Here is a 23,997-nt window from a genome sequence, read left to right as displayed (position 1 = left end):
GTGGTGACCCTGGTCGAACGACGTCGACTCGGCCGACGCGGAGTCCTGCTCGTACACGCCGAAGTTCGAGTCGTAGTTGTTGTCAGCCGCGTTCACCTCGTGCAGCTGGTTCAGCGACTCGTGGTCCTGACCGGTCTCCACGTGACCGTAGTCGGTGCCGCCGTCGTACCCGTGGTCGCCGCTGTCGCCGCTGTCCCACTCGCTCATGTCAATCCCCCAGCTCGCTGATGTCCGTGTTGCCTTGCTGTCACCCAAGACGTTAGGCGTTCTCGAAAAGCATTGAATCCCCGAAACGTGCCACCGCCCAGCACAGTGCCAGGTAGGCGACAGTCCCAGCCCGGGGCAGGCGCTCCGGGCGCGCCGGATTACGCTGTCGGCCGTGATCGGGCCTCTGGCAGTCGCCGTGTACGTGCTGTCGCTCGCCCTCGCCGCCTGGGCGTTCGTCGAGTTCTTCCGGCACCGCGAGCCGACCCGCCCGCTGTTCCAGGGGCTGGGCGTCGTCGGGCTGCTCGTGCTGGCGCAGGTCGTCGCGCTCGGCATCGGGCTCGCCCGCGGGCAAGGCCCCGAGGAGGGCGGCGAGGTCGTCACCCTCGTCGGGTACATGCTGACGGCGGTGCTCCTGCCGCCCGCCGGCGCCGTCCTCGCCAGGATGGAGCCGACCCGCTGGGGTTCCCTGCTCATCGGCAGCGCCGCCGTCATCGTGCCGGTGCTCATCCTGCGACTCGGACAGATCTGGAATGGCTGAGGACACCATCCACAAGGGGCCCGGCCGGGTCCTCGTCGCGATCTACGGCGTGTTCGCGCTCGCCGCGTCCGCCCGCGCGAGCGTGCAGATCGCGACGAAGTTCGGCGACGCGCCCCTCGCGTACACGCTGTCGGCGCTCGCCGCGGCCGTCTACATCGTCGCGACCGTCGCCCTGGCCCGCGGCGCCCGCCGGGTCGCGCTCGCCGCCTGCGGGTTCGAGCTGCTCGGCGTCCTCACCGTCGGCACGCTCAGCGTGGTGGACGGCGCGGCGTTCCCGGACGCCACCGTCTGGTCCGACTACGGCCAGGGGTACGGCTACGTCCCCCTCGTCCTGCCAATCGTCGGCCTGTGGTGGCTGTTGCGGGCCAAAGCGGGCAAACCAGCCGCGTAAAACGTCACCGGAAGTCGCGGGACGCCGACCGGATCGGCAGGCTCAGCGCCGCCAGGTGGTCGGCCCGCAGGTTGAGCACGCCCTCGACCTTCTCGAGGACGCCGCGGACGACCATGGCGTTCGCGGTCCGGGCGACTCTCCGGTACCGCTGCCAGAGCCCCGGCGTGCAGGTGACGTTGAGCATCCCCGTCTCGTCCTCCAGGTTGATGAACGTGACCCCGGCCGCGGTCGCGGGGCGTTGGCGGTGCGTGACGATCCCGCCGACGGAGACCCTGCGCCCGTGCTCGACGGTGTGCAGCCGCTCCACGCAGAGCGCGCCGATCCGGTCGAGGTAGTCGCGCGCGAACTGCGCCGGGTGCGCGTCCGGCGCCAGGCCGGTCGCCCACACGTCGGCGATCATGCGTTCCACGGCGTCCATCCCGGGCAGCATCGGCGCCTCGAGGCCGCCGGTCGTGCCGGGCAGCCGCCCTTCCGTCTCCCGCGCGGCCGCGCCCGCCGCCCACAGCGCCTCCCGCCGGCTGAGCCCCAGCCCGGCGAACGCGTCCGCGGTGGCGAGGGCCTCCAGGTGCGGGGTGGTGAGGCCGGCCCGCCGGGCGAGGTCGCTCATCGACGTGAACGGCCCGCCGCCGGCGCGCTCCGCCTCGATCCGCTCGGCGACGGCGGTGCCGAGGGACCGGACCGCGGACAGCCCGAGCCGCACGACCGGCCCGCCCCGCCCCCAGCCTGCGGGCCCGTCCACAGGAACCTCCGACGGCAGGGGCGCCTCCAGGGTGGCCTGGGCGTCGCTGAGGTTGACGTCGGGGCGGCGGACGCTGACGCCGTGCCGGCGGGCGTCGTCGACGAGCGACTGCGGCGAGTAGAACCCCATCGGCTGCGCGTTGAGCAGCGCCGCGCAGAACGCCGCGGGGTGGTAGCGCTTCAGCCAGGCGCTCGCGTACACGAGATAGGCGAAGCTCATCGCGTGGCTTTCCGGGAAACCGTAGTTCGCGAACGCCGACAGCTTGTCGAACAGCTCGTCGGCGAGCGGGCCGGCGATCCCGTTGCGGGCCATTCCTTCGTACAGGCGCTGACGGATGCGACGCATGCGCTCCATCGACCGTTTCGACCCCATGGCGCGACGCAGCTCGTCGGATTCGGCGGGGGTGAACCCGGCGACGTCGATCGCCATCTGCATCAGCTGTTCCTGGAAGAGCGGCACGCCGAGGGTCTTGCGCAGCGACGGTTCCAGCAGCGGATGCGGATAGGTGACCTGCTCCTGTTTGTTCTTGCGGCGGATGTACGGGTGGACCGAACCGCCCTGGATCGGGCCGGGGCGGATCAGCGCGACCTCGACGACCAGGTCGTAGAACTCGCGGGGTTTGAGCCGTGGCAGGGTCGCCATCTGCGCGCGGCTCTCCACCTGGAACACCCCGACGGAGTCGGCCCGGCACAGCATGTCGTAGACCTCGGGGTCGTCCAGCGGCATGAGGGAGATGTCGAGCTCGCCGCCGATCATCTCGAACGCGTAGCGCAGCGCCGACAGCATGCCGAGGCCGAGCAGGTCGAACTTGACGAGCCCGGCGGCCGCGCAGTCGTCCTTGTCCCATTGCAGGACGGTGCGGCCCTCCATCCTCGCGTGTTCGACGGGGCACACCTCGATGACGGGCCGGTCGCAGATGACCATGCCGCCGGAGTGGATGCCGAGGTGCCGCGGGAAGGTCTGCAGCTCGTTGGCGTAGTCGAGGACCGGCGGCGGGATGTCGTCGACGTCGGCGGTGCTCACGTCGCCCCACCGTTCGACCTGCCGGCTCCACGCGTCCTGCTGCCCCGGCGAGTGCCCGAACGCTTTCGCCATGTCCCGGACCGCGGATTTCGGCCGGTACGAGATGACGTTCGCGACCTGCGCGGTGTAGTGCCGGCCGTACTTCTCGTACACGTGCTGGATGACTTTTTCCCGCTGATCGGACTCGATGTCGATGTCGATGTCGGGTGGCCCGTCGCGTTCCGGGGAAAGGAACCGCTCGAACAGCAGCCCCCATTTGACGGCGTCGACGTTGGTGATGCCGAGCGCGAAACAGACCGCCGAGTTCGCCGCGGATCCGCGGCCCTGGCAGTAGATGTTGTTCTCCTTGCAGAACGTGACGATGTCGTACACGACGAGGAAATAGCCGGGGAAGTTCAGCTCTTCGATCAGGGCCAGCTCGTGCTCCAGCTGCGCGTGCGCTTTCGCGTTGCCGCGGTAGCGGTCGGCGGCTTTCGTCATCGTCAGGTGCCGCAGCCAGTCCATCTCCGACATGCCGGGCCGCGGCACCGGGTAGTCCGGCAGCCGCGGCGCGACGAGCTGCAGGTCGAACGCGAGCTCCCGCCCGTACGCGGCGGCCCTGGCGACGGCGCCGGGCCAGGCCGCGAACCGGGCCGCCATCTCCGCGCCGCCGCGCAGGTGGGCGGTGCCGGCGGCGGGCAGCCAGCCGTCGATGTCGTCGAGGCTGCGCCGGGCGCGGACGGCGGCGAGCGCGGTCGCCAGCCGGCGGCGGCCCGGGGTCGCGTAGTGGACGTTGTTCGTCGCGACCGTCGGCAGGTTCCTCGCGGCGGCGAGGTCGGCGAGGGCGTCGTTGCGTTCGTCGTCGTCCGGTCCGCCGTGCGACGTCAGCTCCACCGCCACCGATTCGGGGCCGAACAGCGTGACGAGCCGGTCCAGTTCCCGCGCCGCTTGTTCCGGACCGTGCTCCAGGAGTGCCGCCGGGACGTGGCCTTTCCGGCAGCCGGTGAGGACCAGCGCGTGGTCCTTGAGGGTCGCCGCGGTCTCCTCCAGGTCATAGACCGGCCGGCCTTTCTCGCCACCCCGGAAGTGGGCCTCGCTGATGGTGCGGGCGAGCCGCGCGTACCCCTGCGGGCCGCGCGCCAGGACGAGCAGGTGCCGGCCGAGCGGGTCGGGTTCGCCGTTCTGCGGGCCGGGCAGCCCCAGCGACAGCTCCGCGCCGAACACGGTCCGGATGTCGAGCTCCCTGGCCGCCTCCGCGAACCGGACGACGCCGTAGAAGCCGTCGTGGTCGGTGATCGCGACGGCTTCCAGGCCGAGGCGGGCCGCGGTCTCGGCGAGCTCCTCGGGGTGGCTGGCCCCGTCGAGGAAGCTGAAGTTGGTGTGGCAGTGCAGCTCGGCGTACGGGACCGCGTCGGTGGGCCGTTCCAGCGGGGGCGCCGTGTACGCCTCGCGTTTGCGGGTCCACGCCGGCGAGTCACCGCCGTCGCCGTCGTCGGCGGCGAGGACGTCGGGGTGGTAATCACCCTTCCTGCCCGTCAGTCTCCGTTCGAACTCCCGCCAGGGGATGTCGGGGTTGCTGAATCCCATCAGTCGTAGAGTCCTTCCACCCGCCAGGCGCCGTCCTCGAGGACGGCCAGGACCGCCCGCTCGTCGGCGAGCCGGAGCTGGAACCGGACGCGGCGGCTGGCTCCCTCGTCGTCCCACCAGCGTTCGTCGACCGGCCACGGCCCGGCCCACGCGATCACCTGCTGCGGTTCCCCGCCGATCTGGATGTGCGCCGGGGCGCCGCTGAGCTCCAGGCGCCCGCTGACCCGCACCGGCTGCCCGTCCTTGTCGGTGACGGCGGCGGGCGGCGGCTCCCGGTACACGGTCGCCGGCGACGGTGACGGCAGCCGCCCCGGCCACGGCGCGTCGGTGCCCCGCGCGACCCGTTCGTCGCCGAACGCCACGAGCCGGATCCGGCTGCTGTCGGCGCGCCCGCCGTCGAGGACCGCGGTGAGGACCGCGTCGGGGCCGAGGAGCCCCTGGACGCGGGTGAGGGCCCGGTGGGCGCGGTCGCGTTCGTCGCCGGCCTCGCCCCACAGCCCCGGCTGGAGCCCGAGGTGCTCCAGCACCCCTTCGGGGACGAGCCGCAGCCGCGCGATCCCCCCGGTCGGGGTGTGCCTGCTCTTGAGCCAGCCGTCGAGCTGCCAGCGGACCCGGTCGGCGATCGCGTTGACGCTCAGCAGCCCGTCGTGCCGCCATGTCCGCAGCAGCTCCTGTCCCGTGACGGTGACCGCCTCGATCCCGAGCCGCGTGCAGGCGAGCCCGTGCCGCTGGAGCCCTTCGTGCAGCCGCTCGGCGAGGCCCCGGGCCGCGAACGCGGCGGCGTCGACCCGCTCGACCGGCTCGTCGAACGTCTCCGTCACGTCCAGGTCCGGCGGCGGCTGCCGGGGCGCGAGCGGCCGCTCGTCCCGCCCGCCGGCGAGCCGGTGCGCGAGCGCCGCGTCGAACCCGAACCGCGCCAGCACGTCCGGCCCCGGCAGCGCCGCGAACTCCTTGAGCGTGTGGATCCCGAGCCGCCGCAGCAGGTCGGCCAGCTGCGGCCGGCCGAGCGCGCTGATGCTCAGGTCCGCGAGGAACCCCGGCGTCTCCCCCGGCGGCACGAGCACCCCGGCCCGCGCGGCCAGCCCCGCCGCGAACGTCCCCTCGGCGACCCCGACCTGCGCCTCCACGTCGCACCGCTGCGCGATCTGCTCCACGAGCCGCTCGGCCGCCTGGGCCTCACCTCCGTAGAACCGCGAGGGTCCCCTGGCCGCGAGCGCGCACGCCCCCGGCCGCAGCGTCTCCACCCCCGGCGCGACCTCCTCGACCGCCGCGAGCACCGGCTCGAACGCCCGCATGTCCCGCCCCGGGTCGTGCTCCAGCACGATCAGGTGCGGGCACCGCCCCTGCGCCTCCCGTTTCCGCAGTCCCCGCCGTACCCCTTCCTCCCGCGCCGCCGGCGACGTGGCCAGGACCCTGTTCGCGTGCAGCACCGCCACCGGCTGCTGCGCCGGGTACCCGTCCACGATCTCCGCCGCCACCACCGGCCAGTCGGGGCACCAGATCACCATCGTCCGCGTCGCCTGCTCCGCCGGCGCCATGTCAGCCGACCCTTCGCAGGCCGGCGGCGGGGGCGGTGCGCGGCATCTTCGCGTCGCGGACGGGCGGCAGCGGCCCTTCCAGCGCCGGCAGCCACAGCGTCACCTCGCGCGCGGCGCTCGCCGCTCCCCGGCCGCGGGCCTGGATCGTCAGCTCCCGGCAGCGCAGCCGCCCCCGCCCTTCGCCGAGCCCGCCCCAGGTCTGCTGGACCGGCGCCACCGTCACGTCCGCGCCGGCCCACACCCCGGCCGGCATGAGCACGCTGCCCCGCTGCCTGGCCCGCGCCGCCAGCCGCCCCGCCACCGCCGGCGCGACCGCCCCCGGCACCGCCGCCACCACGATGTCCACCCCGTCCAGCAACGCGGCGACGATGCTCGCCCACTCGGCTCCCGGGTCCGGCACCAGCGCCAGCCGCTCCAGCACCACCCCCATCTCCGCCGCCGCCACCGGATTCAGCGACGGCATCCCCACCACCGCACACCACGACCCGGCCCGGCTCGCCGCCGCCAGCAACGCCAGCAGCACCGACGACGTCTGCACCGCGATCGTCGCCCCCCGCCGCAGCCCCCCACCCGGCAGCAACGCCCGCAGCCCCGCCAGCACCGGCAGCACCTTCCCGCTCCCGACCCCCGCCCCCGCCGCGTGCTCACTGGCCGGACGCACCACCCCCGCCCCGACCAGCCCGGCCAGCCCCCGCCCGGCCGTCTCTGCGTCGCCTCGCCGCTCCCCGACCACCCGCAGCTGCCCGGCCGCCCCGCCGGCGCGCACCTCGCGGACGCCATGGGCACCCTGCGCCTCCGGAGCCACCTCGACCGCGGCGTCGACGTCGGCCGCTTCGACCAGCTCCCGCCCGCTCCCGGTGGCGTGCTCACTGGCAGACCGCGCCACCCCCGTCCCGACCGACCCCCGCCCGCTCCCGGTGGCGTGCTCGCTGGCCGGACGCACCACACCCGCTCTGATCAGCCCGGCCAGCTTCCGCCCGGCTTCCTCGCCGTCGCCTCGCCGCTCTCCGACCACCCGCAGCTGCCCGGCCGACCCGCCGGCGCGCGCCTCGCGGACGCCATGGGCACCCTGCGCCTCCGGAGCTGTCTCGACCGCGGCGTCGGCGTCGAGGGCGGGGACGGACTGCAGCCCCCGCCGGAGGGCAGCGTCGCTCGCGCCCGCAGCCCCGTTCACGACGTCGCCATCGACGCGTGCGTCATAGGACCCGGCGGCCGCCGAAGCCGACGTGCCAGCCACGGCACCTGCTCCCCCACTGTCGAACCGTTCTCCCCCGCCGCACCCGGCCCACCGCTCCGGCGCCCCTGACACGACGCTGTCCCCACTGCCCTGCCAGCCCCTGACCCGAGCCGGTCCCACGACCCGCTGTCCCAGGTCAGTGCACCCGCCGCGCCACAGATGTCACGCGATACATCGCCACCCTTCGGAAGATCGCGGAGCACCACTCCACGCCTCCGCTCAGCACCGACCCGGCACCGCGACCGGCACGACCCGGACAGGCGGCCCGTTCACCTTGTCCACCGCCGCCCAGTCCACCGGTCTCACCATGATCGAAGGCCAGATCCGGCGATGCCGGCAGCCAGATTCCTCCTTCGATCAAGCCGGTCCCGCAACGTTCGTCGTCCGGAGCGTCGTCCCAGCCGGTCCGGCATCCGAACCCCCTCGCCGTCCCGACCGGCGGCGCTGCGGCCCGACCGGACGCACACCCCGGCAACCCTCGACCACGCGAGGACGCAGCCCCGAACCCGCCGCCGACCGGCAACCGGCCGCGACCGCGCGGCGCGGTGGCGGACCGGACCATGCCGGGCCCGGGCAGCAGGGGTCCCGGGCACCACGACGGCGGACGCGACCGACCCGGCGACCCGGCACCCGTGGCATGAACGCCGAGCGTCGAGACCTGCGGCCCGCGGACCGAACGCCGCAGCTCAAGGGAGTCGTGGTTCAAGGCTTCACCGGGTTCTTCGACGCCGTGCCGAGCCGCCTCCACTTCGGAACCGGCTGGGCGTGGGCGTACCGAGGCCATCCGTGGCCAGTTGCAAAGGAAACGACGAAGGCGGGCGATCACCCACCGGAAACCCCACCGACCGAACAGCACAACCATCCCGGCCGATCAGGCCGACCGGTCTGCCTCTTCACTCCGGCCGTTCCTGAGCAACCCGGTCAGCCCAAGTGGTCCAGGCGGTCCGGTGGTCCAGGCGATCCGGTGGTCCAGATGATCCGGTGGTCCAGATGATCCGGGTGGTCGAAGCGGATCGGCCGGTCCAAGCGGTCCGGGTGATCCAGGCGGTCCCGGCGGTCGAAGCGGGTCGACCGGCCTCGGCGGGCTGATCGGTCTCGGCGGAGCGACTGGTCCCGGCGGTCCGGGTGGTCCGGCTGGTCCCGCCGGGCCGGCTGATCCGACCGGGCCGGCTGATCCGCCGAGACCGGACAGGCCGGACGGTGGGCCGAGCGGTGGCTGCCTGGTCCGGCGGCGCTGTCCTGGCACGGCCGCGGGTCAGCTGGCGAGGCCCTCGAGCCTGGGCTGATACGAGAAGCCGAGTCCGACCTCGACCACGGCGATGAACTGCTCCGCGGAGCGCATGAGGTCGTCGGCCTCCCGGGCGGTGACCACCCGCGGGATGCCCGCCTCCGCGGCGGAGCGCTTGCTGGCGCCGGCGGCGAAATAGGCCGCCCAGTCGCTCAGCTCGGGCGCGACAAGCACCAGCAGCGACCAGACGCTCGTCACCTTGCTGCGGCGGCCCGGCGCGGCGGGCACGGCCCTGGCGGCGAGGACGGCGGCGGCGGCGCGGAGCGCGGCGAGGTGGGCGGTGGCATAACGCATGCCGTCGGTGCGGATCTCCGCCGCCTCTTCGAGGCCTCGGCGGGCGAGGGTCAACAGCTCCCGCGGCGTGCGGTGGGGAAGCGCGTGCGCGGGAACCGGAAGCTGCTGCCGGGACACACCACCAGCCGCGCCGGTGACCGGAGCGGTGGCCGGAGCGGTCGGGAATCGACTGACGTTGGACGGCTGGGTCGAACGGTTCGCCGGCATGGTCTCTCCCTCTGTGGTGCGTCGGTGGGTCCCGCTCTGGGTCCCTGTGGTGCGTGCGGGCCGCCGCTGGGGGAGTAGCGGTGACACGCGGGTCGTGCGGACGTGACGGTCGAACGGCGCGACCCCGCCGGCCGGGCGTGGAGCTTCCCCACACCACCCCCGACCGGCGGGCCGGCTGGGCCGCTGCCCGCCGCCCGGGGGTCGTGGGCGGCGAGCAGCGACCCCACCTGAGGCCAGACCCGCGAAAATCCGGCCTCCGCGGTGTCGCGGACCGCGCTCGGGAAGAACGCCGCGAATCGTCTTCCCGAAGCAGTTCGAACACTCGTTCGACTGAGATAAGACTACACCCGGGTGCCGGGAAAGTCGCCACGACGCGGGCAGATTTTTCGAACATCCGTTCGCACGGTCACTCGTGCAGGTGACTGCGCTGACCGTCGTGGTCGAAGACGCAGAGGATCTCCGCCGGCCCGTCGTGGGCGCCGAACGCGTGCGGCGTCATGGTGGAGAACGCGGCCGCCTGACCCGGCTCGACCAGGATGGTCCGCTCCCCCAGCCGCAGCACGACGGTCCCCGACAGCACGGTGAACCAGTCCTTGCCCGGATGCACCCGCAGCTCCTCCGGCACCGGCCGGGTGATGCGCATCTTTGCCACGGAGACGCCGTGCGGCCCCGGCTCCCGGGTCATCATCCAGGTGGTCACGCCGTGCGCCTCGTCGCGCCGGGGGCGGATCACCACGTCCTCGTCGTCGACGGACTCCACGAGCTGGTCCAGCGTGGTCCCGAGCGCGCGGGCGATCGGGGCGAGCTGGTCCAGGGCGATCCGCCGGTGACCCGTCTCGATCCGGCTCAGCGTGGAGGGGCTCAGGTAGCAGCGCGAGGCGAGGTCGTCGAGCGACCACCCCTTGGCCACCCGCAGCCCGCGGATCCGCTTGCGAACGAGGCCGTCGAGCTCACCGTCTTGCGTCATACGCAAGATTGTATGCCGCGACAGCAAAGCGCGGCTATGGTCAAGCCATGCCCCAGAACCACACCCACAGCCACGCGCACGGCCACGCCCACAGCCAGGCACACGCCCATAACCATGCCCATCAGCACGACCACCAGGACCTCGCCGACATCCTCGACCTCGACGCCGAGGTGCTGCACGAGCACCTCACCGAGGTCATGGCCTGGGTCCACGAGCAGACCGGCGACGTCGCGACCGTGCTCGACCTGGGGGCCGGGACCGGCGCCGGCACCCTCGCGCTGGCCCGCCGCTTCCCCGGCGCGACGGTCACCGCCGTTGACGTGTCGCCGCAGATGCTGCAGTACCTGCGGCACAAGGCCCACGCCGCGGGGCTCGCCGACCGGATCCGCACCGTGGAGGCCGACCTCGACGGCGCCGACAGTACGGGCGCTGACGGTACAAAGGCCGCAGATGCCGACCTGGTGTGGGCGGCCAACTCACTGCACCACCTGGCCGACCCCGTCGCCAGCCTGGCCCGCATCCGCGGCGCGATCCGCCCCGGCGGCCACCTCGTGGCGTTCGAGATGGACGCGTTCCCCCGGTTCCTGCCCGGCGACGAGCTCGAGACCCGCTGCCACGAGGCCGTCACCGCGATGCGCGCCGGCGACATGCCGCACCTCGGCGCCGACTGGGGCCCGCTGCTGCGCGCCGCCGGGTTCACCGTCCAGGCGCAGCGCCGCTTCGAGATCGACCTGGAGCCGCCGCTGCCGGAGGCCACCGGCCGCTACGCGCAGACGTCCCTGCGCCGCCTCCGTCAAGGGCTCGAAGGGAAGCTGAGCCCCGAGGACCTGACCGCGCTGGAGGCGCTGGCGGAGGTCGTACCGACGCGGCCGGACCTCACCGTGCAGGCACGGCGAACCGCCTGGATCGCCACGCCGTAAGGGGCGTCATCCCCACCCGCACCTGACCTGTATCTTCTGCGGGTGACCCACCAGCCAAGGCCCGCCACCGGCGCCGCGATGGTCCTCGCCGGCAGCTTCCTGTTCGCCGTCAACGGCACCGTCGCCAAGCTCGCCGCCGGCACCGGCATCGACGCGCCGCAGCTCACGACGCTGCGGGCCGGCGGCGCGGCGCTGGGCCTGTTCGCGCTCGCGCTGGCGTTCCGGCCGTCCCGGCTGCGGATCACCGGACGGGAGGTGCCGATCCTCGTCGCGTACGGGCTGGCCGGCTTCTTCTTCGTCCCCATGCTCTATTTCGTCGGGATCGGCCGTCTTCCGGTCGGCATCAGCCTGCTCTTCGAATACACCGCGCCGGTACTGGTGGCGCTGTGGGCCCGCTTCGTCCAGGGACACCGGGTCCGCCCCCGGCTGTGGGTGGGGCTCGCCGCCAGCCTCGGCGGGCTCGCCTGCGTCGCGGAGATCTGGGGCGAGCTGCGCCTCGACGCGGTCGGGGTCGCCGCCGCACTCGCCGCCGCCGTCCTGCTCGCCGTCTACTACCTGCTCAGCGCCCGCGGCGTCGCCAGCAGGGACACGCTGTCGCTGACCGCGTACGCGTTCGCGGTGTCGGCGCTCGCCGGCTCGGTGGTCCGGCCGTGGTGGGACTTCGACTTCGCCCGCACCACGGTCACCACCCACGGCGTGCCCGTGTGGCTGCTGCTGATCTACATCGTCGTCGGCGGGTCGATCGCGCCGTACCTGCTGCTCGCCGGCGCCATGCGGCATCTGCCGCCGACGAGCGTCGGCATCATCGGCATGTCGGAGCCGGTGATCGCCACCATCGTGGCCTGGCTGGTCCTGCACGAGCACCTGAACGCGGCGCAGATCTGCGGCGGCGTCCTGATCCTCGCCGGGGTCGCGCTCGCCGAGACCGCCCGCGTCCAGACGAAGGCGGAGCAGCGCCGCCCCGAAACTGTCGGTGCCCCGAACTAGAGTCGGTCGCATGCAGCTTCATCCCAACGTGCAGGCCATCCAGGACGCTCTCGACGCCGCCGGCGCCCGCGACGCCGCCGGCGACCCGTGCCAGGTCAGGGTGCTCACCGAGCCGGTCCACACCGCCGCCGCGGCCGCGGCCGCCGTAGGGGTCGAGGTCGCCCAGATCGCCAACTCGTTGATCTTCGAGGCCGGCGGCGACCCGTTACTGGTCCTCACGTCCGGCGCGCACCGCGTCGACACCGCGAAGGTCGCCGCGCTGCTCGGCACCGGCAAGGTCAAGCGCGCCACCGCCGAGTTCGTCCGCGAGCACACCGGCCAGGTCATCGGCGGCGTGTCGCCGCTGGGGCACCCGAAGCCCGTGCGCACCCTCGTCGACGTCGACCTGGCGCGGTTCGGCGAGATCTGGGCCGCCGGCGGCATCCCCCAGGCGGTGTTCCCCATCACGTATGACGAGCTCGTCCGCATCACCGCCGGCACCCCCGCCGAGGTCGCGTGACCGTCCGGTTGCACGTGTGGCGGGTGCGGAAGCGGGCGGTGCCGCTCGCCTTCTGGGGGATGGCCGCCGACCGGCGGGCGCTGCGGCGACGGGCGGAGTTCGTGAAGCTGCTCGGCACCGGGAAGGGCAGCGACTTCGGCGCCGGCAAGGCGGACCTGACCCGCTGGGCGGCGATCGTCGTCGGCGACCCCTCGGTGGCGCCGCCGATGCGTGGCGCCACCGCGAGCTGCGCCGTCACGCTGGAGCCGATCGCGAGCCGCGGCACGTGGGCGGGGCGGGCACCGTTCGACGACGGCGGTGACGCGGCGCCACCCGTACACGCGAACAACGGCATGATCGCGGTGCTGACGCGGGCCAGGTTACGGCCCAGGAAGGCGCCCGCGTTCTGGAAGGCGATCGACCCGGTGTCCCGCGCGCTGCCCGGCGCCGACGGCATGATCTGCGCGTTCGGCGTCGGAGAGGCACCCGTAGGATTCCAGGGCACGATCAGCCTGTGGCGCAGTGCGGCGGATGTCGTGCGTTTCGCGTACCGTCAGCCCGAGCACGCCGCCGTCGTGGACCGCACGGCCCGCGAAGGCTGGTATGCGGAGGAGTTGTTCGCCCGGTTCCGTGTGCTGGACGTCACCGGCGACCGCGAGGTGATCGGTTGGAGGGACCGCCCGTGAGGCTCGTGCGGTGGCGCGGGGAGGACCTCCTCGCGCGACTCGACGACGTCATCGCCGTCTACGGGGAGGCGATGGGCTACTCGGTGCAGCTCCTGCAGACCCGCCGCGGGTATGTGGCCGGCCACACCAGGCGCGAGTCGTTCCAGGCCGTCGCGACCCTCGACGACGAGGACAACCTCCTCGGCTTCGGCTATGGCTACCGTGGCACGTCCGGCCAGTGGTGGCACGACCAGGTGCGCAACGCGCTGCGCCGGGAGCACCGCAAGTTCTGGCTCGGCGACTGCTTCGAGCTCGTCGAGCTGCACGTCCGGCCGCACGCGCAGGGGCACGGCATCGGCGCCCGGCAGCTGCACGACCTGCTCACCCAGGCCCCGCAGCAGACGGTGCTGCTGTCCACCCCCGAGGCGCCGGAGGCGACGTCCCGCGCGTGGCGGCTCTACCGGCGGTTCGGGTTCGTCGACGTCCTGCGCCACTTCAACTTCCCGGGCGACGACCGCCCGTTCGCCGTCCTCGGCCGGCAACTGCCGCTGTGAGAGCGCTCTGGGCGCTGCTCGCGGCGCTCGTCCTCACCGAGATCGCATACCCGCTCGTGCACGGCGGCACCCGGGCCGCGCTCACCGTCGCCACCGTCGTCGCCGGCTACCTGCTGTCCGTCGGCCACGCCTGGCTGTCCCGCGGCCCGCGCGCCGCCGCCGTCCTCGTCCTCGTCACCACCGGCGGCGGGTTCGCGGTCGAGGCGGCCGGCCGGTCCACCGGCTACCCCTTCGGCGACTACGACTACACCGGTTCGCTCGGGCCCAGGCTGCTGGGCGTGCCGCTGACGATCCCCCTCGCCTGGACGTGGATGGCGTGGCCGGCGTGGGTCGCCGCGGCCCGCCTCACCCGGCGGCGATGGGCGCGGGCCGGGATCGCGGGGCTGGGCCTGGCGACCTGGGACCTCTTCCTCGACCCGCAGATGGTCGCCGAGGGCCACTGGCACTGGTCCTCCCCCGGCGCCGCGCTGCCCGGAGTCCCCGGCATCCCGCTCACCAACTATCTCGGTTGGCTGGTGGTCGCGTCGGTACTGGCAGCGGCGCTCACGCTCTGGTTACCCGACGCGCCCGGCACCGACGACCGGCCGATGTATGCGCTGTACCTGTGGACGTACGCCTCGAGTGTCCTCGCGCACGCGGCGTTCCTCGGCATGCCCGCGTCGGCGGCGTGGGGCGCTCTGGGGATGGGGCTGGTCGCGGTCCCCTTGGCGGTGACGCTGTGGCGGGCGCGGTCCTGACCCTGCTGGTGCTGCTCGTGTTCGCGCTGACCGCGCACACCGTGGTCAACGCGCGCCTGCTGCGCTCTCCCCGTGCGGGCTCTCGTCGTGCGCCGGGCGCCGCGGCTGGTGACGCTGCTTCTGTGGCCGGCGCTTCGGGTGCGGGCCGGGTCGCGGTACTGCTGCCGCTGCGGGACGAGGCGGCGCGGGTCGAGCCGTGTCTGCGGGCGTTGCTGGCGCTGCGCGGCGCGCCCAGGATCCTGGTCCTCGACGACGGCTCCACCGACGGCACCGCCGACCTCGTCCGGTCCGTCTGCGGCGACCGCGTCACGCTCCTGGCGGGCAGGCCGCTGCCGGCCGGCTGGCTCGGCAAGCCGCACGCGTGCCAGCAGCTCGCCGACGCGGCCGGGCTCGCCGGCGACGCCGACCTGCTGGTGTTCCTCGACGCCGACGTGATCCTGGCCCCCGACGCCGTCGAAGCGGCCGCCACGCTGCTCGGCGACGCGGGGGTGGGGCTGCTCAGCCCGTACCCACGCATCATCGCGGGCAGTCCGGGCGAGCGGCTCGTCCAGCCACTGCTGCAGTGGTCGTGGCTGACGTTCCTGCCGTTGCGCGCGATGGAACGCTCCCCCCGCCCGTCGCTCGCCGCGGCCGGCGGGCAGTTCCTGCTGGTCACCCGGGCCGCCTACGACCGCGCCGGCGGGCACGCCGCAGTCCGCGACAAGGTCCTCGAAGACATCGAGCTGGCCCGCGCGGTGAAGCGCACCGGCGGCCGGATCGCGCTCGCCGACGGCTCCGACCTGGCCACGTGCCGCATGTACACCTCATGGCGCGAGGTCGTCGACGGCTACAGCAAGTCGCTGTGGGCGTCGTTCGGCTCCCCCGCCGGCGCCACGGCCGTCGTGTCGCTGCTGCTCGGCCTGTACGTCCTGCTGCCCCTCACCGTCCTCGCCGGATGCTGGCAGGGGCTCGCCGGCTACCTCCTCGGCGTCGCCGGGCGGGTCGTCAGCGCCCGGACGACCGGCGGCCGCGCCTGGCCCGACGCCCTCGCCCATCCCGTGTCCGTGCTGCTGTTCGCGTGGCTGGTCCTGCGCTCCTACCGCCGCCGCGGCCGCGTCTCCTGGAAGGGCCGCCCGACATGGCAACCGTGACCGTCACCGGCGGCCGCGTCTCTTGGAAAGGTCGCCCGGCATGGCAACCGTGACCGTCATCGGCGCCGGCGTCGGCGGCCTCGCGACAGCGGCCCGGCTCGCCGCGGCCGGCCACAAGGTCACCGTGTTCGAGCAGGCCACCACCGCCGGCGGCAAGCTCGGCCGGCACGAACGGGTCACCGCCGCCGGCACCTTCCGCTTCGACACCGGCCCGAGCCTGTTCACCCTGCCGCAGGTCGCGGCGGAGCTGTTCGCGCAGACCGGCGGCCCCGCCCCCGAGCTGGACCTGGTCGCGCTGGATCCGCTGGTACGACACCACTTCCCCGACGGCACGACCCTCGACTCCTGCGCGGGGGCCGGATTCGAGGACCGGATCGCGGCCGCGTTCGGCGCGGACGCCGCCGCCGACTGGCGGCGCCTGTGGCAGCGCGCCGCCCGCGTCTGGGAGACCTCGTGGCGGCACGTCCTCACCGCGCCCGTCGACAGCCCGCTGCAGCTCGCCGGCCTGGCGTGGCGGCTGCGCGACCTGGCCGCGATCGCACCCGGCCAGACGCTGCGCGGCCTGGGCCGCCGGCACCTGCGCGACCCCCGCCTGCGGATGCTGCTGGACCGTTACGCCACGTACACCGGCGCCGACCCCCGCCGCGCACCCGCCGCGCTGCTCGCGATCCCCTACGCGGAGCTGGCGTTCGGCGGCTGGTACCTCCGCGGCGGCCTCGGCACGCTCGCCGACGCGCTGCTCGCCCGGTGCGCCGCGCTCGGCGTCACCGTCCACCTCGGCACCCCCGTCGAGTCCGTCCTCGTCGAAGGCCCGCGAGCCGCCGGCGTCGTCCTCACCGGCGGCGCCACCGTCCGCTCCGACCTCGTCGTCGCCAACGCCGACGCGCTCCACCTCTACCGCGACCTGCTCCCCACCCCACGCCGCGCGGCCCGCCTGACCCGGCGCAGCCTCGGCGGGTTCGTCCTGCTGCTCGGCGTCCACGGCACGACGCCACAGCTCGCGCACCACACCGTGTTCTTCCCCCGCGACTACGACGCCGAGTTCGACGCGATCTTCGGCTCGCCCGCCCACCCCCCGGCAGACCCCGCCGTCTTCGTCACCTCGGCCGACGACCCCACCGCCCGCCCCACCGGCCACGAGGCGTGGTTCGTCCTGGTCAACGCCCCGCCGCACGGCGAGTTCGACTGGCGTGCCCCCGGCGTCGCCGACGGCTACGCCGACCGCGTCCTGTCGATCCTCGCGTCCCGCGGCGCCGACCCCCGCGACCGCCTCCTCTTCCGCGACGTACTCACCCCCGCCGACCTCGAAGCCTCGACCCGCTCCCCCGGCGGCGCCATCTACGGCACCGCCAGCCACGGCCTCACCGGCCTCCTCCGCCCCCCGACCCGCGGCACCGTCCGCGACCTGTTCCTGGTCGGCGGCTCCGTCCACCCCGGCGGCGGCCTACCCCTGGTCATGCTGTCCGCCAAGATCGTCGCCGACCGCATCGGCCCCGCCTAGCGCCCTGTTTCCGCACCTCCGCGTGGCGCCCGTTTCCGCCCCCGCCTCGCGCCTGTTTCGTGGTCCGCCTGACGCCAGCCTTTTCGTGGCCCGCGTGACGCCAGCCTTTCGTGGCCCGGCTGGAGCGGCGCACCCTCGGCCAGCCGCCGAAATCGCCTTCCGACGTCGTCACCGATGGTAATACCTCGCGGTCACAGCCATGGAGCGCCGTCACCGGGTCATGACAGAGCGCGACGGACGGCAATGGCGAGTTGCGTGAAGCCGGCAGAAGTCAGGGCGGCCATCACCACCAGCACCGCGAGGACCGTCGCGGACTCCCAGCGGCCCAGGGCGGACGCGCCCGCGACGGCGAGGAGGCCGAAGATCGTGACGAGGACGCGGGTCGGGCGTTCCGCGACGGTGACGGTGCCGATGTCGGACATGCCGGCGACGGTGGCGCGGGCGCGGACGTACTCGTGCAGCCACATCACGCCGCCACAGGCCACCGCGAGCCAGGCCGGCCCGCCGAGGAGAACCAGCGCCACCAGCCAGCAGGCCTCGGCGACCCGGTCGGCGGCGGAGTCGTAGACCTGGCCGAGGCGGCTCGCCCTGCCGGTGACCACGGCCAGGACGCCGTCGACGGTGTCCGCGACCGCTGACAGCAGGACGAGGACCGCACCGGCGAACGCCCAGCCGCCTCCGCCGATGACGGTCAGCGGCACCGCGACGGACAGCAGCAGGCCCAGGACCGTGACGGCGTTCGGGCTGCGGACACCCGCGCGGACGAGGGCGGCGCCCAGCTCGTACGAGATGCGCAGCCAGCCCCGCACGAGCGGCGGTGCGGACCTCGGGTCGTAGCCGCCGTGTGCCGCCGCCCACCGCTCGGCATAACCGTCCCAGTCGCGGACGTCAGACGCGGGCGCCGACACCGAGCTGCTGCCAGACCTCCCGGGTCGCCGTCGACCGGTTGAGCGTGATGAAGTGGATCCCCGGCACGCCCTCGTCGAGGAGCCGCTGGCACATCTCGCTGGCCAGGTCGATGCCGAGGCGCCGCACCGCCTGCGGGTCGTCGGCGATCTGCTCGAACCGGGCGGCGAGATGCGGTGGGAAGGGCGCGCCGGACAGCTGCTGCGAGCGGGCGATGGTGCCGATGGCCGTGACCGGCATGACACCGGCGACGATCGGGGTGTCGCAGCCGGCGGCCGCGACCCGGTCCCGCAGGCGCAGGTAGTCGTCGGCGTCGAAGAACATCTGGGTGATCGCGAAGTCGGCGCCGGCCCGGCACTTGCGGACGAAGTTGGCCGTGTCGGATTCGATGTCCGTCGACCTCGGGTGCTTGTACGGGAACGCCGCCACCCCGACGCTGAAGTCCCCCGCCTCGCGGACGAGCCGGACGAGCTCCTCCGCGTAGAGGACACCCTCCGGGTGCTGGACCCACTCGCCCATCGGGTCGCCGGGCGGGTCGCCGCGCACCAGCAGGAAGTTGCGGATGCCGGCGCCGGCGAGCTGACCGATGACGTTGCGCAGCTCGGCCACCGAGTGGTTGACCGCCGTCAGATGCGCCATCGGCAGCAGCGTCGTCTCCGTCGCCACCCGCTCGGTCACGGCGACGGTGGTGTCCCTGGTGGTGCCGCCCGCACCGTACGTGATGGAGACGAACGACGGCCGGAGGGGCTCCAGCTCCCGGATCGCCTGCCACAGCTGGCGCTCGCCCTCGGGGGTCTTCGGCGGGAAGAACTCGAAGGAGAACGTCGGCGCCTCTGCCGCGATCAGGTCACCGATCGCCGCGGGTCCGCCACCCATCACAGAAGGAAGTCCAGAAGCCACGCCCCGACTGTAGTGCCCCCGGCGCCGCGGCCGGGAGGTCGCGTCGGCGAATCATGTCGTACCCCTGAGGTAGAAAGACGTCGGACGGTTCGACGGCCGCGGGCATCGCGAAGGCCTGCGGCGCGCCGGGCGTCCTGCTGGACCGCGAGAGGACGGGGGTCGCTGGTGCCAGGAGGTCGTGACCCATGTCCCAGAGGATCGACCCGCCCGCACATCCGGGCGAGACGCTCGGAGTGCTGCTGACCCGCCTGCGCCAGGCACAGGGCAAGTCGCAGGTGCGGCTCGCCGGGCTGCTGTGCGCCGCGTCGGGGCTGCCGACACTGACCCGCCACGAGATCTCCAGGTGGGAGCGGGAGGAGCGCATCCCGAGCCGGGTCTGGCTGTGCTGGCTCGCGCTCGTGCTCGACACCTCGCTGGACGACCTGGAGCGCGCCGCGGCCCACACCCGCCGGCGAAGGGAGCCGACCATGACCGCACCCACGATCTCGACCGTCACGGCGACCATCCGGCCTGCACCGCGTCCGCCCGGCCCTGCTCCGGCCGGCGCCTCCACGGACCGGGTCACGCCGCCCGGCTCCGTCCCGCGCGGGCTGCCGACGCACGGCGCCGGCCCGGGCACGGGCCTGGGCACGGGCACGGCCCGCCCGAGCGAGGTGGATGACGTGGGCGGGCGGATCGCCGGGTTGCGGCGCATGGACGACCTGGTCGCGGGGCCTGAGCTGGTGGCGCTCGTGCTCGCCGGGCTGCGGTCGGCGGTGCGGGCCACCGGCGCGGGGTGCGGGCCACCGGCGGCGGCCGCTGAGCTGGTGCAGCTGCATGCCTGGGTCGCGGCCGACGCGGGGCGGCCCGTCCCTGACGGCGCTGTGCGGGGTGGGGTGCGGGCGGCGGTCGCCGGCGGTGACCGGGCCCTCGCCGGGCACCTGCTCGGCTGTGTCGCGCAGGCCGCCGGGGAGCGTGGTGACGCCCGGGCGGCCGTCCGGGCCGCGGTCGCGGCCGAGCGGGTCGCGGGTGCGTGCGACCCGGCGACGGCGACCGTGCTGGCGCTGCGGGCCGCGTTCGCCGCCGCGGCGGCCGGTGATCGACGGTCGTGCGACGGCGCCCTCGCGGCGGCGGACCGGGCGCATGCCCGCCGAGGCTCCGCGGTCGAGCCGCCGTGGCTGTACTGGCTGGACGACGCCCACGTGGAGGCCCTGGCCGGCCTGTGCCTGACCGCGGCGGGGCGGCCCGCGGCGGCGCTGCCCCGGCTCGGTGCGGCGCTGCGGGGTCCGGGCGTCCGGTTCCGCGCCGCGGGTCTGGTCAGCGCGGCGCTGGCCCGCGCCCACCTGTCCGGCGGCGACCTCGACGCCGCCTGCACCGCGGCCGCCGAGACGCTGCTCACGTGCGCCGAGTCCGGTTCGTTCCGGGTCCTGCGCCAGCTCCGGTCCCTGGAGACCGCGCTGCACGCCGCCGCAGGGCGGGGGCGGCGACCCGCGTCGCTGGTCGTGTACACGGAGCTGGCCGAGTCTGCCGCTGGCTGTCTGCCGGGCGCCGCTCCACCACCGGCGCGTCAGGGGCACGCCCGCACCGGTTCGTTCGCCGCGCCGGCCGTGGCCCGGGCGGGCGGGCCGGACCAGCTCCAGGGAAGGGTGGCCAGCTGACCTTCGCAGACGTCCCGACCACACCGACGAGACCGACCGACCTTGACAACTGAACAGCGAGGGTGCCGAAGGCGGCGGCTGTCGGACGGCCTGCGATTCGCCCCAAAGGCTCCAGGCGCCGGGGTCCGAGCACACCGTCGCACCAGGGGCTGTCCACGCGCCGGTCCGCCGCATCGCCCACAACCGGACCGCCGCGAACAGGCCAGCGCGAAAGGGCGAGGTGGACGGGGCGAGGTGGACGGGCAGAGCGGAAGGCAAGGTGGACAAGATGGGGCGGGGCGGACCAGCTTCAGGGAAGGGCGGCCGGCTGGACCTTGGACTCGCAGGCCGGGGTATCGCCGAGCGCCGTTGCACCGTCGACGCACCAGGCTGTGCACGCGCCGGGTTCACCGCGTCGCCCGTGACCGAGCCAGGGGGCGACGGGCTGGGACGGGCCGAAACGGTCCGCGGCGAGCCCCAGGCCGACGGGTCGGGGGCGGGTCGAGGCCAACGGGCGGGCTGGGGCGAGGTTAACGGGTCGAGGCGGGACCGACGGGACAAGGGTGGTCAGACGGGGGACGGGACCGGGCTGAGGCCAACGCGTCAGGGCAGGCCGACGGGTCGAGGCGGGGCCGGTCGAGGCGGGGCCGGTCGAGGCGGGGCCGGTCGAGGCGGGGCCGGTCGAGGCCGACGGATCCGGGGCGGAGCTGATCAAGGTCGACGGGTCGGGGCGGAGCTGGTCGAGGCCGCAGCCAAGTCGAAGTGGGGTGCGGTTCGGGCGCACGGTGGGTGAAGTAGTGGTTTCGCAGGGTGGAGCGGGTCCGTCGGGTGGACCGGGTGGGAGGCGGGGTGGATGACGGGGGTGGGGACCGGAGCGGCGGTTCGCGCGGATTCGGGCTAGCGTCTCTGCCGTGACGCACCCCTTCCTCGACCGGGCCGAGCTTCGCACACGGGTGCGGCAGGCACTCGACGACTTCCTGCGGCAGCGGCGGAGCAGGCTCGCGGAGATCGAGCTGGAAGCCCTCGCGCCGGTTGCCGACGCGATCGAGGCGCTCGTGGTGCAGGGGGGCAAGAGGCTGCGGCCGGCGTTCGCGTACTGGGGGTACCGGGGCGCGGGCGGGGCCGATGACGACGCGGTGGTGGCGGCGGTCGCGGCGCTGGAGCTGGTGCAGGCGAGTGCCCTGATCCACGACGACGTGATGGACGGGTCGGAGACGCGGCGCGGGGAGCCGGCGGTGCACCGGAGGTTTGCGACGCTGCACACGCGGGCGGGGTGGCGGGGCGATCCGGACGGGTTCGGGACGGCGGCGGCGATCCTGCTCGGGGACCTGTGCCTGGTGTGGTCCGACGAGATGCTGCACTCGAGCGGGCTCGGGGCGGACACGCTCGCCAGGGCGCGGCCGGTGTTCGACGAGATGCGGACCGAGGTGACGATCGGCCAGTACCTCGACGTGCAGACGCAGGCGACCGGGGACACGTCGACGGCGCGGGCGAGCCTGGTGGCGCGGTTCAAGTCGGCGAAGTACACGATCGAGCGGCCGCTGCTGCTGGGGGCGGCGATCGCCGGGGCGCCGGAGGAGCTGAACAAGGCGTACGAGGGATACGGCCTGCCGCTCGGCGAGGCGTTCCAGCTGCGCGACGACGTGCTGGGCGTGTTCGGCGACCCGGTCGTGACGGGCAAGCCGGCCGGCGACGACCTGCGCGAGGGCAAGCGCACGTACCTGGTCGCCGCCGCCATGGAGGACGGCGGTGCCGACGACGCGTGGAAGCTGCTCGGCGACCCGGAGCTCGACGCCGCGGGGGTCGCGCGGTTGCGGGGGGTCATCGTCGGGAGCGGCGCACTGGACCGTACCGAACGCCGCATCGCAGACCTGACGGCCGAGGCGCTGGGAGCGTTGGACGGGGCGCACCTCACGGCGGAGGCGCGGGAGGTCCTGACGGGTCTGGCCCAGGCGGCGACGCAGCGGACAGTCTGACCCACAGCGACAGGGTCAGCACGATCAACGCGAAGCCGAACAGGAGGTCCTCGACCGGGGCGTACACGAGCCGCAGCCCCAGAATGTCGGCCGGGTTGTACAGGACGACGCCGCGGCCGGTCAGGATCCCGTTGGACAGCAGCTGGAAGCCGAAGATGATCGGGTAGGTGCACCAGAACACCTTGCCGAGCACCACCCGGCTCCGGATCGCGAAGACGTCGATGAGGACGGCGGCGACGACTCCGGTGACGGCGGCCATGGTGTACGTCATGGGCGCCGCCGCGCGGAGAGCCGCAGCAGGGTCTGCCGGGTCGCCTCGAAGCCGAGGATCGCGCAGACGGGCACGACGAGGAAGAACAGCACTTCCTCCAGCGGCAGCCCGCCGGGGAACACGACCCCGACCATCTGCGCCGGGTCGAACGTCCAGTGTCCCGCGCGGATGGCGAGCAGGTCCCAGCCGATGAAGAGGGCGGCGACCGGGGCGATGGTCAGGATGAGCCGCCGCACCTGCCGGAGCACGCCGACCTTCAGCAGCGGCTCGAGCCACAGCGCGCCGAAGAGACAGCCGGCGAGCACCAGCAGGTACGTGAAGCGGAGCACCGCTAGAAGCCCAGGGCCTGCGCGCGGCGCTTGACCTCGGTGGCCCGGTTACCGCGCAGCGCGGCCGCGGGTGTGCCCGGCAGGGTGTCGTCCGGCGTGTACAGCCACCGCAGCGCCTCATCGTCGTTGTACCCAGCGTCGTGCAACACCGTGAGGACGCCGGGCAGGTGCTTCACCACACCGTCGTCGCTGATGAAGTCGGCCGGCACGCGCAGCACACCGTCCTGGCGGACGGCGAGCAGCTTGCGCTCCCGGACGAGCTGGTGCACCCGGTTGACCGGGATGCCGATGCGTTCAGCGACGTCCGGCATGGTCAGCCACTCGGTTGGGCCCACTGGTTGTTCGGTCACAGGGAACACAGTGCCATGTCGCTGGGACGCATACCGACGGAGGGGAACGGCTGTGGGGCTCTGGCTCAAGGTCCACCATGAGGTCACCGGTGCCTGGCGTTCCGCGCGCTACGACGTCTACCGGCAGGTGAGCCGCCGGAAGCTGACGCAGCTGCTGACCGCGGAGACGGCGGAGTTCACCGGGTTCGCCCCGCGGCACCGGGCCGTCCCGCGCCGGGAGCGGCCGCGCCGGGTGGCGGCGACGAGCGGGGTGGCACTGCTCGTCGCGGGTGGGGCGGCCGGCACGTACCTCGCGGTCGCCGGCAGCCTGACCGCGCTGCGCACCCCGCCGGCGTCGTCGGTGGCGGCCGCGGCGGCGGAGCCGACGGTCACCGTCCCGGAGACCTCCGGCGGCGCGCCGGAGACCCAGAAGGCGTCGCCGCGGGCGCAGGTGCGGCGGTCCGCGCCGCCGCCGGTCCTGGCGATCCCCGCCGTGCCGCCGCCGGCGGTGGTGCCGACGACGAAGACGGTGGAGGGCACGCCGTCGTCGTCGACGAGCCCCAGCCCGAGCGTGACGGCCAGTCCGTCACCGTCCGTATCGACGCCGTCGCCAACCCGCACGACCTCAAAGACCCCGAAACAGGGACAAACCAATGGTGGTATGGCAGGAGGCTGAGGAATCCGGTTCACCAGCCGTACACTC

At 74.1% G+C, this 23,997-nt stretch carries 25 protein-coding genes; 13 read left to right on the top strand and 12 right to left on the bottom strand.

Annotation, left to right across the window (positions count from 1 at the left end; all coding sequences use genetic code 11):
• On the bottom strand, positions 1-207 hold a 207-nt coding region (locus ABD332_RS33460; RefSeq protein ID WP_344506334.1), incomplete at its 3' end, for a hypothetical protein.
• Positions 208-379: 172 nt separating this feature from the next.
• Here ABD332_RS33460 and ABD332_RS33455 point away from each other — a divergent pair.
• Complete coding sequence (locus ABD332_RS33455; protein WP_344506333.1) at positions 380-745, top strand: hypothetical protein; 366 nt, start codon at positions 380-382, stop codon at positions 743-745.
• On the top strand, positions 738-1,136 hold the full coding sequence (locus ABD332_RS33450) for a hypothetical protein (RefSeq protein WP_344506332.1): 399 nt from the start codon (positions 738-740) through the stop codon (positions 1,134-1,136). Before ABD332_RS33455 ends, ABD332_RS33450 begins: the two co-directional genes overlap by 8 nt.
• Positions 1,137-1,140: 4 nt before the next feature.
• On the opposite strand, the gene ABD332_RS33445 is transcribed toward ABD332_RS33450, so the two are convergent.
• The 4 genes from ABD332_RS33445 to ABD332_RS33430 all read right to left on the bottom strand — a co-directional run bounded on the left by ABD332_RS33445 (position 1,141) and on the right by ABD332_RS33430 (position 9,028).
• Positions 1,141-4,464 carry an error-prone DNA polymerase gene (locus ABD332_RS33445; RefSeq protein ID WP_344506331.1) on the bottom strand — a complete coding sequence of 1,108 codons (3,324 nt, stop codon included), beginning with the start codon at positions 4,462-4,464 and terminating at the stop codon, positions 1,141-1,143.
• A complete protein-coding gene (locus ABD332_RS33440; protein ID WP_344506330.1) occupies positions 4,464-6,002 on the bottom strand; it encodes a DNA polymerase Y family protein in 1,539 nt (512 codons plus the stop codon). The genes ABD332_RS33445 and ABD332_RS33440 overlap by 1 nt, the downstream gene beginning before the upstream one ends.
• Position 6,003: 1 nt before the next feature.
• Positions 6,004-6,690: a hypothetical protein gene (locus ABD332_RS33435; protein ID WP_425552334.1), complete on the bottom strand. Its 687-nt coding sequence runs from the start codon at positions 6,688-6,690 to the stop codon at positions 6,004-6,006.
• A gap of 1,804 nt (positions 6,691-8,494) precedes the next feature.
• Positions 8,495-9,028, bottom strand: coding sequence for an SAV_6107 family HEPN domain-containing protein (locus tag ABD332_RS33430; protein WP_344506329.1), 534 nt, complete (start codon positions 9,026-9,028; stop codon positions 8,495-8,497).
• Positions 9,029-9,130: 102 nt separating this feature from the next.
• Between ABD332_RS33430 and ABD332_RS33425 the strand changes: the two genes are divergently transcribed.
• Positions 9,131-9,259: a hypothetical protein gene (locus tag ABD332_RS33425; protein ID WP_344506328.1), complete on the top strand. Its 129-nt coding sequence runs from the start codon at positions 9,131-9,133 to the stop codon at positions 9,257-9,259.
• A 175-nt stretch (positions 9,260-9,434) separates the two neighbouring features.
• Here the strand turns inward: ABD332_RS33425 and ABD332_RS33420 are convergent, their stop codons facing one another.
• Positions 9,435-9,995, bottom strand: coding sequence for a helix-turn-helix domain-containing protein (locus tag ABD332_RS33420; protein ID WP_344506327.1), 561 nt, complete (start codon positions 9,993-9,995; stop codon positions 9,435-9,437).
• A 47-nt stretch (positions 9,996-10,042) separates the two neighbouring features.
• Between ABD332_RS33420 and ABD332_RS33415 the strand changes: the two genes are divergently transcribed.
• From ABD332_RS33415 to ABD332_RS33380, 8 genes are read left to right on the top strand one after another with little or no spacing between them, the layout of a single operon-like run.
• The gene (locus tag ABD332_RS33415) at positions 10,043-10,915 is read left to right on the top strand and encodes a class I SAM-dependent methyltransferase (RefSeq protein WP_344506326.1); all 873 of its coding nucleotides are present in this window, start codon (positions 10,043-10,045) and stop codon (positions 10,913-10,915) included.
• A gap of 42 nt (positions 10,916-10,957) precedes the next feature.
• Positions 10,958-11,902, top strand: coding sequence for an EamA family transporter (locus ABD332_RS33410; RefSeq protein WP_344506325.1), 945 nt, complete (start codon positions 10,958-10,960; stop codon positions 11,900-11,902).
• Between the two features lie 10 nt (positions 11,903-11,912).
• Entirely contained in the window at positions 11,913-12,401 is a 489-nt protein-coding gene (locus ABD332_RS33405) for a YbaK/EbsC family protein (protein WP_344506324.1), read from the top strand.
• Entirely contained in the window at positions 12,398-13,066 is a 669-nt protein-coding gene (locus ABD332_RS33400) for a monooxygenase (RefSeq protein ID WP_344506323.1), read from the top strand. Before ABD332_RS33405 ends, ABD332_RS33400 begins: the two co-directional genes overlap by 4 nt.
• Positions 13,063-13,599 (top strand): GNAT family N-acetyltransferase, encoded by a 537-nt coding sequence (locus tag ABD332_RS33395; protein WP_344506322.1) that lies wholly within the window; start codon positions 13,063-13,065, stop codon positions 13,597-13,599. Before ABD332_RS33400 ends, ABD332_RS33395 begins: the two co-directional genes overlap by 4 nt.
• Positions 13,596-14,336, top strand: coding sequence for a carotenoid biosynthesis protein (locus ABD332_RS33390; RefSeq protein WP_344506321.1), 741 nt, complete (start codon positions 13,596-13,598; stop codon positions 14,334-14,336). Before ABD332_RS33395 ends, ABD332_RS33390 begins: the two co-directional genes overlap by 4 nt.
• Positions 14,318-15,466 carry a glycosyltransferase family 2 protein gene (locus tag ABD332_RS33385; protein ID WP_344506320.1) on the top strand — a complete coding sequence of 383 codons (1,149 nt, stop codon included), beginning with the start codon at positions 14,318-14,320 and terminating at the stop codon, positions 15,464-15,466. Before ABD332_RS33390 ends, ABD332_RS33385 begins: the two co-directional genes overlap by 19 nt.
• Before the next feature lie 40 nt (positions 15,467-15,506).
• A complete protein-coding gene (locus ABD332_RS33380) occupies positions 15,507-16,967 on the top strand; it encodes a phytoene desaturase family protein (protein ID WP_344506319.1) in 1,461 nt (486 codons plus the stop codon).
• Positions 16,968-17,185: 218 nt separating this feature from the next.
• On the opposite strand, the gene ABD332_RS33375 is transcribed toward ABD332_RS33380, so the two are convergent.
• The gene (locus tag ABD332_RS33375) at positions 17,186-17,875 is read right to left on the bottom strand and encodes a CDP-alcohol phosphatidyltransferase family protein (RefSeq protein ID WP_344506318.1); all 690 of its coding nucleotides are present in this window, start codon (positions 17,873-17,875) and stop codon (positions 17,186-17,188) included.
• Entirely contained in the window at positions 17,856-18,773 is a 918-nt protein-coding gene (gene metF / locus ABD332_RS33370) for a methylenetetrahydrofolate reductase [NAD(P)H] (protein WP_344506317.1), read from the bottom strand. The genes ABD332_RS33375 and metF overlap by 20 nt, the downstream gene beginning before the upstream one ends.
• A gap of 185 nt (positions 18,774-18,958) precedes the next feature.
• On the opposite strand from metF, the gene ABD332_RS33365 reads away from it, so the two are divergent.
• Entirely contained in the window at positions 18,959-20,410 is a 1,452-nt protein-coding gene (locus ABD332_RS33365; protein ID WP_344506316.1) for an NsdA family TPR-like regulatory protein, read from the top strand.
• An 890-nt stretch (positions 20,411-21,300) separates the two neighbouring features.
• Entirely contained in the window at positions 21,301-22,365 is a 1,065-nt protein-coding gene (locus ABD332_RS33360; RefSeq protein ID WP_344506315.1) for a polyprenyl synthetase family protein, read from the top strand.
• On the opposite strand, the gene ABD332_RS33355 is transcribed toward ABD332_RS33360, so the two are convergent.
• The 4 genes from ABD332_RS33355 to ABD332_RS33340 form a co-directional block, all read right to left on the bottom strand.
• Positions 22,301-22,636 (bottom strand): lycopene cyclase domain-containing protein, encoded by a 336-nt coding sequence (locus tag ABD332_RS33355; RefSeq protein WP_344506314.1) that lies wholly within the window; start codon positions 22,634-22,636, stop codon positions 22,301-22,303. The two genes, ABD332_RS33360 and ABD332_RS33355, sit on opposite strands and share 65 nt — an antisense overlap.
• The gene (locus ABD332_RS33350; protein ID WP_344506313.1) at positions 22,633-22,965 is read right to left on the bottom strand and encodes a lycopene cyclase domain-containing protein; all 333 of its coding nucleotides are present in this window, start codon (positions 22,963-22,965) and stop codon (positions 22,633-22,635) included. Before ABD332_RS33350 ends, ABD332_RS33355 begins: the two co-directional genes overlap by 4 nt.
• Before the next feature lie 2 nt (positions 22,966-22,967).
• Positions 22,968-23,324 carry an Rv2175c family DNA-binding protein gene (locus ABD332_RS33345; RefSeq protein ID WP_344506312.1) on the bottom strand — a complete coding sequence of 119 codons (357 nt, stop codon included), beginning with the start codon at positions 23,322-23,324 and terminating at the stop codon, positions 22,968-22,970.
• Between the two features lie 108 nt (positions 23,325-23,432).
• Positions 23,433-23,915, bottom strand: coding sequence for a hypothetical protein (locus ABD332_RS33340; RefSeq protein ID WP_344506311.1), 483 nt, complete (start codon positions 23,913-23,915; stop codon positions 23,433-23,435).
• Positions 23,916-23,997 lie beyond the last annotated feature (82 nt).

It is taken from the genome of Dactylosporangium maewongense, from assembly GCF_039531485.1.
In the GTDB taxonomy this organism is placed as follows: domain Bacteria; phylum Actinomycetota; class Actinomycetes; order Mycobacteriales; family Micromonosporaceae; genus Dactylosporangium; species Dactylosporangium maewongense.
Note: the sequence above shows the minus strand (reverse complement) of the source record. Positions and strands in the feature narration are given on the sequence as shown.

What these genes read in the sequence shown, in the direction of transcription:
- ABD332_RS33450 (WP_344506332.1), top strand. Translation starts at nt 738, where the DNA reads ATGGCTGAGGACACCATCCACAAGGGGCCCGGCCGGGTCCTCGTCGCG.
- ABD332_RS33445 (WP_344506331.1), bottom strand. Translation starts at nt 4,464, where the DNA reads ATGGGATTCAGCAACCCCGACATCCCCTGGCGGGAGTTCGAACGGAGA.
- ABD332_RS33440 (WP_344506330.1), bottom strand. Translation starts at nt 6,002, where the DNA reads ATGGCGCCGGCGGAGCAGGCGACGCGGACGATGGTGATCTGGTGCCCC.
- ABD332_RS33430 (WP_344506329.1), bottom strand. Translation starts at nt 9,028, where the DNA reads ATGCCGGCGAACCGTTCGACCCAGCCGTCCAACGTCAGTCGATTCCCG.
- ABD332_RS33420 (WP_344506327.1), bottom strand. Translation starts at nt 9,995, where the DNA reads ATGACGCAAGACGGTGAGCTCGACGGCCTCGTTCGCAAGCGGATCCGC.
- ABD332_RS33415 (WP_344506326.1), top strand. Translation starts at nt 10,043, where the DNA reads ATGCCCCAGAACCACACCCACAGCCACGCGCACGGCCACGCCCACAGC.
- ABD332_RS33405 (WP_344506324.1), top strand. Translation starts at nt 11,913, where the DNA reads ATGCAGCTTCATCCCAACGTGCAGGCCATCCAGGACGCTCTCGACGCC.
- ABD332_RS33380 (WP_344506319.1), top strand. Translation starts at nt 15,507, where the DNA reads ATGGCAACCGTGACCGTCATCGGCGCCGGCGTCGGCGGCCTCGCGACA.
- ABD332_RS33365 (WP_344506316.1), top strand. Translation starts at nt 18,959, where the DNA reads ATGTCCCAGAGGATCGACCCGCCCGCACATCCGGGCGAGACGCTCGGA.
- ABD332_RS33355 (WP_344506314.1), bottom strand. Translation starts at nt 22,636, where the DNA reads ATGACGTACACCATGGCCGCCGTCACCGGAGTCGTCGCCGCCGTCCTC.